Source organism: Pseudomonadota bacterium (assembly GCA_039196715.1).
Lineage (GTDB): Bacteria > Pseudomonadota > Gammaproteobacteria > CALCKW01 > CALCKW01 > CALCKW01.
Genome location: JBCCUP010000097.1, coordinates 1 through 14,572 on the forward strand (window position 1 = coordinate 1; position 14,572 = coordinate 14,572).

11 protein-coding genes are annotated in these 14,572 nt (G+C 69.4%); 3 read left to right on the plus strand and 8 right to left on the minus strand.

The window, feature by feature from the left end:
* Window positions 1-83: 83 nt before the first annotated feature.
* The 5 genes from AAGA11_20695 to AAGA11_20715 all read right to left on the minus strand — a co-directional run bounded on the left by AAGA11_20695 (window position 84) and on the right by AAGA11_20715 (window position 7,435).
* On the minus strand, window positions 84-3,071 hold the full coding sequence (locus AAGA11_20695) for a sarcosine oxidase subunit alpha family protein (GenBank protein MEM9605293.1): 2,988 nt from the start codon (window positions 3,069-3,071) through the stop codon (window positions 84-86).
* Complete coding sequence (locus AAGA11_20700) at window positions 3,068-3,352, minus strand: sarcosine oxidase subunit delta (protein ID MEM9605294.1); 285 nt, start codon at window positions 3,350-3,352, stop codon at window positions 3,068-3,070. The genes AAGA11_20695 and AAGA11_20700 overlap by 4 nt, the downstream gene beginning before the upstream one ends.
* 6 nt (window positions 3,353-3,358) lie before the next feature.
* Window positions 3,359-4,627 carry a sarcosine oxidase subunit beta family protein gene (locus tag AAGA11_20705; protein MEM9605295.1) on the minus strand — a complete coding sequence of 423 codons (1,269 nt, stop codon included), beginning with the start codon at window positions 4,625-4,627 and terminating at the stop codon, window positions 3,359-3,361.
* A gap of 188 nt (window positions 4,628-4,815) precedes the next feature.
* A complete protein-coding gene (locus AAGA11_20710; protein MEM9605296.1) occupies window positions 4,816-5,520 on the minus strand; it encodes a thiamine diphosphokinase in 705 nt (234 codons plus the stop codon).
* A 46-nt stretch (window positions 5,521-5,566) separates the two neighbouring features.
* Window positions 5,567-7,435: a right-handed parallel beta-helix repeat-containing protein gene (locus tag AAGA11_20715; GenBank protein MEM9605297.1), complete on the minus strand. Its 1,869-nt coding sequence runs from the start codon at window positions 7,433-7,435 to the stop codon at window positions 5,567-5,569.
* A gap of 147 nt (window positions 7,436-7,582) precedes the next feature.
* On the opposite strand from AAGA11_20715, the gene AAGA11_20720 reads away from it, so the two are divergent.
* Window positions 7,583-8,470, plus strand: a complete 888-nt coding sequence (locus AAGA11_20720) for a PfkB family carbohydrate kinase (GenBank protein MEM9605298.1) — start codon at window positions 7,583-7,585, stop codon at window positions 8,468-8,470.
* Between the two features lie 16 nt (window positions 8,471-8,486).
* Here AAGA11_20720 and AAGA11_20725 read toward each other — a convergent pair whose 3' ends face one another.
* The 3 genes from AAGA11_20725 to AAGA11_20735 are packed head-to-tail and all read right to left on the minus strand — an operon-like array spanning window position 8,487 to window position 12,011.
* A complete protein-coding gene (locus AAGA11_20725; protein MEM9605299.1) occupies window positions 8,487-10,124 on the minus strand; it encodes an ABC transporter ATP-binding protein in 1,638 nt (545 codons plus the stop codon).
* Window positions 10,114-10,989: an ABC transporter permease gene (locus tag AAGA11_20730; GenBank protein ID MEM9605300.1), complete on the minus strand. Its 876-nt coding sequence runs from the start codon at window positions 10,987-10,989 to the stop codon at window positions 10,114-10,116. Before AAGA11_20730 ends, AAGA11_20725 begins: the two co-directional genes overlap by 11 nt.
* A gap of 41 nt (window positions 10,990-11,030) precedes the next feature.
* Window positions 11,031-12,011, minus strand: coding sequence for an ABC transporter permease (locus AAGA11_20735; protein MEM9605301.1), 981 nt, complete (start codon window positions 12,009-12,011; stop codon window positions 11,031-11,033).
* A 652-nt stretch (window positions 12,012-12,663) separates the two neighbouring features.
* On the opposite strand from AAGA11_20735, the gene AAGA11_20740 reads away from it, so the two are divergent.
* Window positions 12,664-13,773: a M23 family metallopeptidase gene (locus tag AAGA11_20740; protein ID MEM9605302.1), complete on the plus strand. Its 1,110-nt coding sequence runs from the start codon at window positions 12,664-12,666 to the stop codon at window positions 13,771-13,773.
* A gap of 4 nt (window positions 13,774-13,777) precedes the next feature.
* Entirely contained in the window at window positions 13,778-14,563 is a 786-nt protein-coding gene (locus tag AAGA11_20745; protein ID MEM9605303.1) for a hypothetical protein, read from the plus strand.
* Window positions 14,564-14,572: the final 9 nt, after the last annotated feature.

Consider the following 14,572-nt stretch of genomic DNA (forward strand, 5'->3'; position numbering starts at 1 on the left):
CGAAGTGGACGCCGGTGCGCCCCGGCTCACCGATGTGCCCCGCGGGCACGCGCCCCTCCAGGGCAGACTGTCTGATCGCGAGGTCAGCCATGCATGCGCTCTCCACTCGGGTCGTACATGTGGGGCGAGACGATCTCCACCGCCACGCTGCTGTCACGCACCGGGTCGGCGGCGACCGCCGTCTTGCCTTCCCAGGCCGTGTGGCCGCCAGCAATGAAGCCGAGGCCGATCCAGTGCCCGAGCGCCGGCGAGTGGGTCACGCCGGTGATCCAGCCCTCGCCGAGGCCGACCGGCTCGTCCTCGCGCATCAGCACACTGCCGGCGTTGAAGGTCTCGTCCCGGTTCTTCGGGAAGATACCGACCAACTGCGGCCGGTCGGTGCGCTCGAGTTCCGGTCGCTTGCGCAAGGCGCTGCCGACAAAGTGCTTGTTGGGCGACGCCATCTTGCCTAGCCCGGCATCGTCGATGGTGACGCGGCCGTCGAGCTCGGCCCCGGTCACATGGCCTTTCTCGATGCGCAGCGCACCGAGTGCTTCCAGCCCGTACAGGCAGCCACCGCGCTGCTCGGTCTCGGGCCAGAGCAGGACCATCATCGCGGGCGCGTAGTCGGCCGGCACGTAGGCCTCGAAGGCCCGCTCCCCGGAGAAGCTGATGCGCGCGATGCGGCACGGAATACCGCCGCGAAAGCGCGCCTCGACCACACCCATGAACGGCAGCGCGTCGTTGCTGACCACGGCCGCGTCCTCGAGCGCCGCTTCGAGCACCTCGCGCGATTGCGGCCCGGCCACCGCCACACCCGCCCACTGTTCGGACACCGAGGTCAGGTGCACTCTGAGGTCGGTCCAGCGCGTCTGCAGCAGCTCTTCGAGAAACGCCATGACCGACCCGGCGTGCGCGGTCGTGGTGGTCATGAAGTAGTCGTCTTCGGCCAGCCGCCAGGTCGTGCCGTCGTCCATCACGATGCCGTCGTCGCGCAGCATGATGCCGTAGCGCGCCTTGCCGACCGGCAGCTTGGCAAAGGGGTTGGTGTAGACCCGGTTGAGGAACTCGGTGGCGTCGGGCCCCTGAATGGCGATCTTGCCGAGCGAGGTCACATCCACAAGCCCGACACTCGCGCGCACGGTGGTCGCCTCGCGCACATAGGCTTCCGAGATGCCCTCCCCGGCGCGTGCGTAGTACCACGGCCGGTGCCACAACCCGGCCATCGTCATGGTGGCACCGTGGTCGAGGTTCCACTGGTGCATCGGTGTGACCCGCAACGGGCGGAAGTGCGCGCCGACGTGCCGCCCGCGCAGCGCGCCGATCGACACCGGCGTGTAGGGCGGGCGAAAGGTGGTCGTGCCAACCTCGGGGATCTCGCGCCCGAGCGCCTCGGCCATCAACGCGAGCCCGATGATGTTGCCCATCTTGCCCTGGTCGGTTGCCATGCCGAGCGTGGTGTAACGCTTCATGTGCTCGACGGACACGTAGCCCTCGCGGTGCGCGAGCCGGACGTCCTCGGTGCTGACATCGTGCTGCGGGTCGATGAAGGCCTTGTCGCTGCGCCCGGTGACGCGCACTTCATAGACCGGCTTGATCGGCGTGGTCCAGCCGCCCGCTGCCGGCGCTGCCACCGGCGTGACGGTGCGGCCAAGCTGCTGCGCCGCGCGGGCGCCCGCCGCCTGGCCCGAGCGGATGCAATCGGTGGTCACCCAGACCCCGGCGGCGCTGCCCGCCATGCTGATCGGCTCGTCGGTGTCGGCCGGCAGGAAGCACGCCGTCTCGGCGTGCCAGACCGGCTTGACCTGCCGGTGCGAGAGCAGGTTGACCACCGGCGACCACCCGCCGGACACCAGCAACGCGTCGCAGTCGATCCGCGCGCCGGGTGCCCAGCCCGCACCGTCGGCGCGCGCTGTGGTCAGCCCATCGACGCGCTTGCGGCCGTGCGCCGCGAGGGGGGCGGTGTTGTAATCGATCTGAACGCCGGCCGCGCGCGCACTGGCGACCACCGCCTCGTCGATCCGCGCCCGTGCGTCCAGCACCCGGACCGACGCGCCGCTCGCCGCGAGCTCCATCGCGGTGGCATAGGCGCTGTCGTTGTTGGTGGCGATGGCGAGCCTGGAGCCGACGCGCACCGCATAGCGCTGCAGGTAGCTGCGCGCCGCACTCGCGTTCAGGATGCCCGGGCGGTCGTTGTTGCCGAAGGCCATGACCCGTTCGATCGCGCCCGTCGCCAACACCGTGTGGCGCGCGCGCACCGTCCAGAAGCGCTGCCGCGGCTGGTGCACCGAGGGCGCACTGAGGTGGTCCGAGACCCGCTCGAGCAGGCCCGCCACGCCACCGTCGTAGAGGCCGAAGGCGGTGGTGCGGGTCAGCGTGCGCACCCCGGCGGCCGACAGCGCGGCCACGGCCTGCTCGCGCGACGTGTCCGCGTCGGCGGGCTGGTTCAGGTAGTCGCCGCCGAGCACCGCGTCCTGCTCGACCAACAGCACGTCGAGCCCCGCTTCGGCCGCGACGCGCGCCGCAGCGAGCCCCGCCGGCCCGCTGCCGACGACCAGCACATCGCAGAAGTCGTTCGCGAGCTCGTAGTGGTCCGGATCGGGCTCGCGCGAGGCGCGGCCCATGCCCGCGGCCCGGCGGATGATCTTCTCGTACTGCATCCAGAGGCCGGTGCCCTTGCCCCATTCGAAGGGCGGCAGGCCCATGAAGGTCTTGTAGTAGAAGCCCGCGGCGAAGAAGCGGCCGAGCAGGTTGTTGACCTCGCCGACGTCGTTGCGGACGTTGGGCCAGGCGTTCTGGCCGAAGGCCTCGAGGCCCGCGTACAGCTCCTGGGTGGTCGCGCGCACGTTGGCGTCGGTGCGTGCACCGCTGCCGACCGTGACCAGCGCGCCGCCCTCTTCCACCCCGGCGGACATGACCCCGCGCGGCCGATGGTATTTGAAGCTGCGCGCCACGACCCACTCGTTGTTGGCCAACAGGGCCGAAGCGAGGGTGTCGCCCTGGAAGCCGAGCAACCCCCGGCCATCCCACTGAAAGGCCAGCGCGGCGTCGCGCTGGATGCGGCCACCGCCGTCGAGTCGCACCGCGCTCATTGCTCGCCCTCCAGTGCCGCGGCCACGCCCGGGTGGGCCGCCGTGACCGACACGATCTCGTGGGTCAGGGTGTCGCGCTCGACCACCAGCCACTGCCGGCAGCCGCTGACGTGGTGCCAGGTTTCGCGCTGCAGGCCGCGCACGTTGTCGCGCAGGAACACGGCGTCGTGCCAGACCTCGGCCGGGGCGTCGAGCGCCGGGTAGCGGATGCTGGCGTCGCCGCCGTAGGTGAACTCGCTGTGGTCACGCTCGCCACAGAAGGGACAATTGATGCGAAGCATGCCAGCTTACCCGTGCAGTTTCGGATCGGGCCCGGCGCCGCGTTCGTCGATGATGACGCCGCGCTCGAAGCGGTTGAGGGTGAAATGCGCGATGGTGTCATCCGGCCGGTCGTTGGCGATCAGGTCAGCGAAATACCAGCCCGACCCCGGGCTCGCCTTGAAGCCGCCGTAGTTCCAACCGGCGTTCAGGTAGAGGTTCGACAGCGGGGTCTTGCAGATGAACGGCGAGCCGTCCATCGACATGTCCATGACCCCCGACCAGTGCCGCAGCAGCCGCACCCGCCCGAGGCACGGCAGGATGGATGTTGCGGCTTCCGCGGTGTCCTGCACGATCGGCAGGTTGCCGCGTTGCGCGTAGGACTTATACCAATCGATGTCGCCGCCGAACACCATGCCACCCTTGTCGGACTGGCTGATGTAGAAGTGCGCGCCGCCCACGCCGAAGACCACCACCTGGTCTAGCAGCGGTTTCAGCGGTTCGGACACAAAGGCCTGCAGCTTGTGCGACTCGATCGGCAAGCCGCCGAGGTCGGCCATCTGCCAGAGCCGCGAGGTGTTGCCCGCCACCGCGAAGCCGACCTTGTCGGCCCGCACCTCGCCGCGGCTGGTCTCGAGCGCGGTCACGCGCCCGCCGTCGCGGCGCACACCGGTGACTTCGCAGTTCTGCAGGATGTCGACGCCGAGTTGGTCCGCTGCGCGCGCGTAACCCCAGGCCACCGCGTCGTGCCGCGCGGTCCCGGCCCGCGGCTGCACGGCGGCGCCGATGATCGGGAAGCGCGCGTCGGGCGCATAGTTCAAGTGCGGCACTTCGCGCTTCAGCCGCGCGAGGTCCCAGAGCTCGCCGTCGGAGCCGGTCAGCCGCATGGTGTTGTAGCGGCGCGCCGCCGCGTCACGCGCGCCCGGGCTGTGCAGCAGCGAGATGTGCGCACGCTGGCTGAACATCACGTTGTAGTTCAGCTCGTGCGAGAGGTTTTCCCAAAGCGTGAGTGAGTGCTCGTAGAAGTCGCGGTTGCCCGGCATGAAGTAGTTGGAGCGCACGATCGTGGTGTTGCGGCCGCCGTTGCCGCCGCCGAGCCAGCCCTTCTCGAGCACCGCCACGTTGCGCACACCGTGGTTCTTCGCCAGGTAGTAGGCGGTCGCGAGGCCGTGCAGGCCGCCGCCGACGATGACGACGTCGTAGTGCGCTTTCGGTTCGGGGTCGCGCCACGCCCGCTCCCATCCGCGCTGGCCGGTCAGGCCATTCTTGAACACACTCCAGGCGGAGTATCGGGTCATGAGGATGCGCTCCAGCGGGCATTCGCCAAGCTCCGCACACTAGCACCCCACCCCACCATCCAGACACCGAATCTCGCCAAATTATGGCGCGACGACGTCACAGGCACGGCGGCCTCGGAGCGGTGGCGCACGGCCCCTCGCCAGCCGCACCGGGTGCCACACGGGACGGGCGCCGACGGCAGGCGGACTCAGAGGCTGTCGAACCACGATCCCGGCATGTCACCCGCGGCGCGCGGCAGCATCACCGCGCACGCAGGGTCGGCCGGGCCGGCGAAGCCGAGCTCGACCGGTGAGGCGGTGACGGCGTTGGAGGTGCCGATCGCCTCCCCCGGGGCGAGCACCAGGCCGTCGAGCGGGTACGCGAGGCCGCGCGAGTGGCTGAAGGCGGTGCGCGCGAGCGGGAAGAGCGAGAGGCGCTGGCCGGGCTTCAGGTGCAGGGACACCGACTGCCGCGGTACCCAGACCCAGTCGTGCTCGCCGGCCAGCACCACCGGTTTGGTCTGCGCGAAGCGCAACAGCACATGCAGCGCGGCCAGCGTGTGGTCGAGTCGGCGACCGGTGAAGCCGAGCCCGATGAAGCGCGGCGCTTCGACGCTGTACAGGCATTTCTCGAGGTCGGTGGTCTCCTGCTCCTCGAGGCGCACCAACCGGGTCCGATCGCGCCAACGCGCCGGGTCCATGAGCGAGTCGAGGTCGCCGATGATGGCGTCGGGCTTCACGTCGCTGTCGGCGAGGCAGTTGGCGCCGCCGTCGGCCGCCACCAGCGGGCTGCCGGCCCGCGCCAGCCGGTCGAGCAAGGCGAGGTCGACCCAGCCGCCGCCGAGCAACACGACGGGGTGATTGAATCGCAGGGGAACCGGAAGCGCGTGCAGGGTCACGGTCGGGTGGGTCAAAGCGCGGGGTGGTGTGCGACAGCCTAGCGCACCGCGCCGCCGAACCCTACTCGGCGCCCCAGTGGTCCGAGCCGCACGTGACCGTCGCCGGGTCGCGCGCCGCGTGGTCGAGGCACTGCTCGGTCGGGTCGCTCAACACGGTGGCGGTCACGCACACCGGTCCGAGCACCGTAGCAGCGGCGCTCAGCACCTGGTCACCGCCGTTGGTGGCCGACAGCACACCGGGTTGGGCGCTGAGGTAGCTGTTCGGTGACAGCTCCGTCTCCGCGCTGACTTGCGCGCTGGGCAGGCCGCTGGTCGCGATGAGGTTGCACGCGAGTGTCATCGGCGCCCGCTCCGACTGCAGCCACTGCGCGACGCGCACCACGTGGTTGCTCTGCAGTGTGACCCGCGCAGTGCCGGTGCCGATGCGGATGCCGAGCCCGTCGCCCGTGCCGACCACGACGTTGTCGCCAAGGTGCGCGGTGCCAGCCCCGCTGTCCAACACCACGCCTCGCGCGTTGTCCCACATCACGTTGTGCTCGAGCACCAGTCCCCCGGTGGCAGCCGAGGCCTGCAGCGCCGCGCCGGCCTGGCCGGCGCAGGCCGTGTTGGCCTGCCAGCCCGAAAAGCGGTTGTCGCGCACCTGCACACCGGCGTCCGGATCGGCCCCGGCACCGTCGAGCGAGACGCCGACAGCGTCGCACTGATCGCCGAGCCCGGCGCCGCGGTGGAACTCGTTGCCGGCGATCGAGACCGCATCGAACACCGCGCCACCGGTCGCCGTCACGGAGACCGCGCGGTGACAGCCGTTGAACTCCGAGTTGCTCAGATCAAAGGCCACATCGCTGCCGAGGCTGACCGAGAGGCAATCGGCGTGCGCGGATTCGAGGCCGGTGACCAGACTGCGCTGCAGGCGGAACGCGTCACTGTCCCGCACCACCACACCCTGATCACGGGTTGCAATACGCGAACGGTCGATCAGCACTGCATCCGCGTTATCGACCACGAGCGGCGATGTCGGGTCGGCCCAGCGCACGCCGATGAACTGCCAGTGGTCGCTGTTGCGCACCAGCGTCGGAGGCAAGGTGGGCAGATCGGCGTCGTCGGCACCGGCCAGGGCGATGGCCGACTCGATCAGGTCGTTGTCGAGCCGCACCACGCGCGGCTGCGCCGCCGTGCCGCTCAGCGACTCGATCGTCAGCGAGGCGAGCGCGGTGTAGTCACCCGGCGCAAGGCAGAAAATGCGGTAGCGCGCGTCGTTCAGCAAATACAACTGCGACGCCTTGTCGATGCGCACGGCGTCCTGCGCGTCGCAACTCACCGACGGCACCGCGACGCCGTGGTCGCGCGAACCGGGCCAGGGCCAGAGGAAGGTCTCCACCGTTTCGCCCGGCAACACCCGAAAGACCGTGGTTGACGTGACCGTGCCGCGACCGAAACTGAACGTGTCGTCGGTTGCGCCGTCGTCGGCGTCAGCGGCGGTGTCCGAGTCCGCGTCTGAGGTCGACGTTGCGCTCGACTCGGCCGCGTCGCCGGCCGCAGCGGCCGGGGCGTCATCCGACCCGTTTGATTCGAGCAACGCCATCAGGTCGATTTCCTCGACGTTCGGCGTCGGCGGCTCGGCGGCGTCCTCGTCGACGACCGGCTCCTCGGCCGGCTCGAGCGGTTCGGGTTCGCGCAGCGGTTCCACGTCGACCACCCGCGCTGACGCACGGCGCGGCGCCGGCGCGCGCAAGGCGCCAGCGGCGGGAGTGGTAACAGCGGGCTTCTCGGTCGCACGGCGCGTGCTCAGCGTGTTGCCACCGCGCGCTGCGGCCTCGTCGGCATCGCTCGCGGCCCGCCACCACAGCACCCCTTCAACGGCACCCGCGCACAGCAGCAGGGCGCCGACCCAGAGGGCCGCCTGTCGACTGCGGTGGTGTGGTCCCTGCATGCGATTCGCCTGGCAACGCGGTCCCCGCACCCGGACACGGTCAGCGAGACGGACGGGTTCGAGTTCGGTACCCTTCTTAGCGGCCCGTGGCGCCCGGATTTGAGCGCCGCGGGCCACTGCAGACACCCCCTCGCCAGAGAACCGCCGATGACGCCCCCGCGACCCCCTTCCGACAACGAGGCAGCCCCGAGCGTGCTGTGCATCGGCGCCGTGGTACGCGACACCCTCGCGACCGCGTCAGCCCCCCTCGCGGTGGGTGACGACGTGCCGGGGTCGGTGGTCCAGCGGGTGGGGGGCGTGGCTGCGAACATCGCCTGCGCGCTGGTTCAGCACGACTGCGCTGCGACCCTGGTGGGGGCCCTGGGCGAGGACACGGCCGCCTCGGAACTGCTCGAGGAGTTGGCTGGCGCAGGCGTCGATTGCCGCCACCTGAAACCCTATCCGGGCAACACCGACCAGGTGATCACGCTCGAGGGACCGGACGGCGAGCGTTTCGCCGCCGTTGCCGATTGTCAGCAGTGGGACGCCGTCTCGCGAACGCGGCGCGCGTGGCTGTGTGACCTCGTCAGCGGCTTCGAGGGCCCTGTTGTGCTGGACGGCAACGCCGGTGTGGCGTGCCTCGACGCCATCATGGCAGCGGCGTCCGGGCCGGTGACGATCGTGCCGGCGTCGGAGGTGAAGGTGGCGGCGCTCCGCGAACTCATCGCGATGCACGGTCCCGCCGTGGTCGTGAACCGGCGCGAGGCGGAGCGGCTGCTCGAGACCACGTTTCGCTCCAGCCTCGACGCGGCCGTCGGTCTGCTCGGGTTGGGCGCACGCGAGTCGGCCGTCACCGACGGCGCACGCGATGCCACGCTTGCGACGCAGACGACCGTCAGCTCACGTCGACCGCCCACGGTGCGTATCCTGAGCACCACCGGCGCAGGCGATGCCTTCGCCGCCGGGTTGGTCGCGTTTGCCCACCTGCCCGCGGCGGAGCGCCTTGCGCACGCACTTCAATCCGCCGCGCAGCACCTCGAAACCACGCTGCGCTGAGGCCGTTGTTCGCGCCTCAGTCGCCGTCGGCGCTCAGCACGGTGTCGCCCTGCTCGGCGAGCAGGTTCGTCAGCCAGTCCGGGTCCATCTCCGGCACCGAGGCCAACAGGCGCTGGGTGTACTCGGGTTGCGGCGGGCTGAGCACGTGGTCCTTGATGTCCTGCTGCACCACGCGGCCCTCGAGCATAACGACGATTTCATCGGAGATCGCCTTGACCACCGCGATGTCGTGCGTGATGAAGAGGTAGGTGATGCCGAGCTCGCGCTGCAGGCGCAACAGCAGGTTGAGGATGCCCTCCTGCACGATCTGGTCGAGCGCCGAGGTGACCTCGTCGCAGATGATCACCTCCGGCTCGGCGGCCAGCGCACGCGCGATGCAGATGCGCTGTTTCTGGCCCCCCGAGAGCTCGGACGGCAAACGGTCGATGAAACTCGCGTCGAGTTCGATGAGCTCGAGCAACTCGAGCACGCGTTTCTCGACCGCCTTGCCGCTCATGCCGTGGTAGAACTCGAGCGGGCGGCCGATGATCTCGCCGACCGTGTGGCGCGGGTTCATCGCGGTGTCGGCCGACTGGTAGATCATCTGGATGCGGCGCAGCTGGTCGACCGTGCGGTCTTTCAGTGCCTCGGGCAGCGCCTCGCCGTTGAAGAACACCTTGCCCGCCACCGGCGGCAGCAGCCCGGTGATGACCCGCGCCGTGGTCGACTTGCCCGACCCGGACTCGCCCACCACCGCGACCGTCTTGCCGCGCGGCACGCGCACCGACACGTCGTGCAACACCTTGACCGCACCGTAGGCGCCGTCGACATTGCGAACGTCGAGCACGATGTCGTCGGACTTCTCCGCGTCCTTGTGCAAGGAGCGCACGGCCCAGAGCGACTTGGTGTAGGGGTGCTTCGGCTCGGTCAGCATCGTGCGGGTGTCGGCGTCTTCCATGGTCTCGCCGTAGCGCAGCACCTTGATCACGTCGGCCATCTGCGCGACGACGGCGAGGTCGTGCGTGATGTAGATCGCCGCGGTGTTGAACTGCTCGACAACGCTCCGCATCGCCGCCAGCACCCCGACCTGCGTGGTCACGTCGAGCGCCGTGGTCGGCTCGTCGAAGATGATCAGATCCGGCTTCGACGCCATCGCCATCGCCGTCATCGCACGCTGCAACTGCCCGCCCGAGACCTGGTGCGGGTAGCGGTCGCCGATGGTGTCAGGGTTGGGCAACTGCATGGCGCGGTACAGCTCGCGCGCCTCGTTTTGCGCCTCGGCCGCCGCCTGCAGGTTGTGCAGTTGGCTCGCCTCGGTGGTCTGCTCGATCAGCCGGTGCGCCGGGTTGAACGACGCGGCTGCCGACTGCGCGACGTAGCAGATGCGCGCACCCCAGATCTGTCGCTTCTCGGCTTCGGTCGCGGCCATCAGGTCGACGCCGTCGAAGTTGATCGTGCCGCTGGTCAGCCGGCAGCCCGGCCGCGCAAAACCCATGGCCGCGAGGCCGAGGGTGGACTTGCCCGCACCCGATTCGCCGATCAGACCCATGACCTCACCCCGGTGTAAGGTCAGGTCGACGCCCTTGATGATCTCGTGCCAGCGCTCGTCACTGAAGCCGTCGATGCGGATGTCGCGCATCTCGAGCAGCACATCGCCTTTGGAATCAGTGCTCATCGCGCAACCCGCTTGTCTTGTGGAGGAACCAGTCGACGACGAAGTTCACGCCGACCGTCAGCAGGGCGATGGCCCCGGCCGGCAGCAGCGGCGTGATCGCCGCCTTGATGTCGTACTGGGCGAATTGGATCAGGCCTGCATTTTCGCGCACCATCGACCCCCAGTCAGCGGTCGGTGGCTGGATGCCGACACCGAGGAACGACAGCGCGGCAATGGTCAGGAAGACAAAGCAGAAGCGCAGCCCGAACTCGGCCACCAGCGGCGGCATGATGTTCGGTAGGATCTCGCGCCGCATGACCCAGCCGATCGACTCGCCGCGCAGGCGCGCCGCTTCGACGTAGTCCATCACCACGACGTTCATCGCCACCGCCCGCGTCAGGCGAAACACCCGCGTGGAGTCGAGGATCGCAATGATCATGATGATCGCGATCAGGCTCGGCCCGGTGATCGACAGCAGCATCAGCGCGAAGATCAGGCTCGGGATGGCCATCAGCACGTCGACCGCCCGGCTCAACGCCTGATCGAGCCAGCCGCCGCGCACCGCCGCGGCGAGCGCGAGGCCACCGCCGATGGCGAAGGCCAGGATCGTCGTGACAAAGGCGATGCCGACGGTGTTGCGCGCGCCGTAGATCAGCCGCGTGAACACGTCCCGGCCAATCTGGTCGGTGCCGAAGAGGTAGTCGCCCCCCCACGGTGCGTACGGTTCCGGGTGCACCTCGGCCTCGCCGTAGGGCGCGATCAGCGGCGCAAACAGCGCCACGATGACGTAGGTGATGATGATCACCAGGCCGAGCCACGCCGAGAACGGCGCCTTGCGCAGTTCGATCCACGCCCGCGCCAGCAACGACCGGCGCTCGAGCACCATGCCGGCCTCGGCAACCGCGGAATACCCTTGATTGGAATCACTCATTTCGGATGCAACAGCCTTGGGTTGGTGACAATCGAGATGATGTCAGCGAGGAGATTGAGCAGGATGTAGGTCGCCGCGAAGATCAGCGCACAGGCCTGCACCACCGGGATGTCGCGGGTCTTGACCGCGTCCACCATCAACTGGCCGATGCCGGGGTAGACGAACACCACCTCGACCACGACCACCCCGACCACGAGGTAGGCGAGGTTGAAGGCGATGACGTTGACGATCGGCGCCCAGGCGTTCGGCAGCGCGTGGCGCAGGATCACGTCCGCGGGGGACGCCCCCTTCAGGCGCGCCATTTCGATGTACGGGCTCGCAAGCAGGTTGATGATCGCCGCGCGGGTCATGCGCATCATGTGCGCGACGATCACCAGGGTCAGCGTGAGGGCCGGCAGAAACGCGCGGTAGGCGCGCTCGCCGAGCGGCGTGTCGTCGCTGACGTTGGCGAGCGACGGGAACCACTGCAACCAGGACGAGAACAGGAGAATCAGCAGGTAGGCGACGAAGAACTCGGGGAAGCTGATGGTGGTCAGCGTCGTGGCGCTGACCGTCTTGTCGTAAACCGTGTTGCGCTTGAGCGCGGCGGTGATGCCGAGGAAGAGCGCCAGCGGCACCGAGATCACGGCGGCCATGGTGGCGAGAAACAAGGTGTTGGACAGCCGTGGCGCGATCATCTCGGCCACGGCGCGCGATCGGTCGACGCCGGAGGCCGCCCGGCCGGAGAAGGAGGTGCCGAGGTCGCCCCGCAGCACCGAGCCCATCCAGTCGAAATAGCGCACGATCGCGGGCTGGTCGAGGCCGAGTTCGCGCCGGAAGGCGGCGACGGTCTCTTCGGTGGCCGCCTGGCCGAGCACCGCCTCACCGAAATCCCCCGGCAGGAACTCGAGCGCGCTGAAGATGATGACGGAGACGAGGAAGAGGGTCAGGACGCCGAGGCCAAGGCGCTGAAGCACGGTCGAGAGAACGGGGTGCAAACTGGCTCACTCCTTGTGATAGGGGTGGGTGGGACTGCCGAACCCGGCCGGCAGGTGCCATGTGTGGCCCCACCGTAAACCGCGCCCGTCCGTCGCGCAACCACGGCAGGTTGGCCGCATGTGCGTAACGCAACTGAAACACCCACCGTGAATACGGGCACACCCCCGGCCGCGCACACCCACGGTACCGGCACCGCAGCGCGGCCACTGCCCGTCACCGTGGACACCCGGCCGCCTCTCGCCTCTCGCCGGACTGAACCGCCCCGGTGGCCCGGCAAGCACGGCGGTCGAAACGGCGCCGGCTGGCCGCGGAACGACACGCGGCGGCACTTTTTTGCACCGCGCTCGAACGCCCGCACAGTTGCCGACACACTCTGAAGCATTTGCTTTCAGATGACGCCGCAAGCATTTGTTTTGAAAATATTCGCGATTCGGTGCGTTGCCGGTCAGCGGCACACACCGGCCGGTCGGAGCGCCAGCCGGTGACGGCGTCGAGGCCAAAAACACCGTAAAAACAGCGGTTTTTTGCCTGGCGCAATACTTGCGACACCGTCATGACGAGCATTTTTTTGGTGTATTCTGCTCGGCCGTTTCCGTCGCCATCGCGTCTATTCGCAGCGATACATCAGCCACGATACGTTACGCCAACCCCATGATCGCGCGCTCCCTCACCCTTTGGACACTGCTGCTCTTCACGCCCGTCGCCGTCACCGCAAACGATGAAGCGTCTGCTGCGAGCAACCGCATCGACCTCGCCGAAATCACCGAAGGCGCGACGCTCGATGAACTGCTGGCCGAGATGGGTCTGGCCCGCCGGGACCGCGCCAACCTCGCCAACGCGCTCGCCCGCACCGTCGACCCCCGCACGCTGCGGCCGGGTCAGTGGATGGCCGTGCGCTTCAACGCGCGCAGCACCGAAGTCGACACCTTGGTGGTGCACCTCGGCAACGGCCGCCGCGCGCTGATCGAGCGCCAGGACGACGGCTTCAGCTCCGACCTGCTGCAACCGGCAAAGAGTGAAGTCGAAACCACCGAACGCTTCAAGATCAAGGACAGCCTGGCCAAGTCGGCCCAGCGCAACGACGTGCCCTCCGCTGTCGTCGCCCAGCTCGAGGCCGCCCTCAGCGAGCAGATCAATTTCAAACAGGAAGTGCACGGCGGCGAGCCGGTGCGCATCACCTTCAATCAGCAGCTCGCTGGCTCCGGCAAGCCGACCCGCTCGGACCTCGTGTTCGCGCGCCTGACGCTGGCCCGCTTCACCGTGACCGTGGCCCGCGGCGACGACGGCCAGTGGGTCGTGCACCGCGAAGACCCGCTCAGCCGCTACTTCCGCCGCCCGGTCGACTTCGCCCGCATCACCTCGGGTTTCGGCCCTCGCCTGCACCCGGTCTCGGGCGAGTGGAAACAGCATAACGGTGTCGACTACGGTGCGCCCAAGGGCACGCCGGTCTACGCCAGTGCGCCGGGCAAGGTGAACTTCGTCGGCTACCAGCGCGGCTACGGACGGATCGTCGAGATCATCCACACCGACGGCCTGTCGACCCGCTACGCCCACCTCGACGACTTCGCCGACGGCCTCGAGAAAGGCCAGACCATCGGCATGGGCGCGAAGATCGGGTCGGTCGGCCAGAGCGGCACCGCCACCGGCCCGAACCTGCACTTCGAGGTGCGCCACAACGGCGTCGCGGTCGACCCGCTGGAAACCGCTGTCGCCTTCCTGCCGCCGGACGAGACCGGCAGCCGCGTCGCGCAGGCCGACTGACGACGTGGATCCCGTCGCCTTCGCGGAGCGGGGCTGGACACACGCCGACAGCATCCCCGGGCTCGACACCTGGCTGGCCCACGCCGTTCCCCACGCCGAACGCCTGATCGCCGCGCCCGAGAACGCGCGATGGCTGCGCGCGGGTGGCACCTGGTACGCCGGCGTCAACCTCCTGAACAACGATGCGCGCGGCGCCTGTCCGGGCGGCCCGCCGCTGCCCCGGGCGCTGCTGGACGCGATCACCGCCTGCGACGCCGCGCCGTTCGAAGGCTGGGACACCGCTCAACTCTCCGTGGTGTACCCGCACTACCCGCGCCGCGACCCGGACGAGTCCGAGGCGAGCCACGCCTTCCGGCGCAACCGCGACGCCGCCCACGTCGACGGCCTGCACGCGGTCGGCCCGGCGCGCCGCCGCCACGCCAACGAACATCACGCCTTCGTGCTCGGCCTCCCCTGGACCCCGGCGCCCGACGGGGCCTCGGCGCTCGCCGTGTGGGAGGGCTCGCACCGGCTCATGCGCGAGCGCCTTGCCGCCGCGCTCGACGGCCTCGACCCGGCTGACTGGCCATCCGTCGACCTGACCGAGGCCTACCAGGCAGCCCGTCGTGCCGTGTTCGAGGCATGCCCGCGCGTGGAAGTGCAGGCGCCGGTCGGCGGCGCCTACCTCGTGCACCGCCTCGCCGTGCACGGGATATCCCCCTGGCGCGCGGACGCTGCGGAAGGCGCGCGCCGCGCCGTCGCCTACTTCCGACCCGCGCTGACGAACGCCGGGGACTGGCTGGCCGCGTGACGGTGCACG

What these genes read in the sequence shown, in the direction of transcription:
- AAGA11_20730 (MEM9605300.1), bottom strand. Translation starts at nt 10,989, where the DNA reads ATGGTGCTCGAGCGCCGGTCGTTGCTGGCGCGGGCGTGGATCGAACTG.
- AAGA11_20705 (MEM9605295.1), bottom strand. Translation starts at nt 4,627, where the DNA reads ATGACCCGATACTCCGCCTGGAGTGTGTTCAAGAATGGCCTGACCGGC.
- AAGA11_20740 (MEM9605302.1), top strand. Translation starts at nt 12,664, where the DNA reads ATGATCGCGCGCTCCCTCACCCTTTGGACACTGCTGCTCTTCACGCCC.
- AAGA11_20700 (MEM9605294.1), bottom strand. Translation starts at nt 3,352, where the DNA reads ATGCTTCGCATCAATTGTCCCTTCTGTGGCGAGCGTGACCACAGCGAG.
- AAGA11_20720 (MEM9605298.1), top strand. Translation starts at nt 7,583, where the DNA reads ATGACGCCCCCGCGACCCCCTTCCGACAACGAGGCAGCCCCGAGCGTG.
- AAGA11_20725 (MEM9605299.1), bottom strand. Translation starts at nt 10,124, where the DNA reads ATGAGCACTGATTCCAAAGGCGATGTGCTGCTCGAGATGCGCGACATC.
- AAGA11_20715 (MEM9605297.1), bottom strand. Translation starts at nt 7,435, where the DNA reads ATGCAGGGACCACACCACCGCAGTCGACAGGCGGCCCTCTGGGTCGGC.
- AAGA11_20695 (MEM9605293.1), bottom strand. Translation starts at nt 3,071, where the DNA reads ATGAGCGCGGTGCGACTCGACGGCGGTGGCCGCATCCAGCGCGACGCC.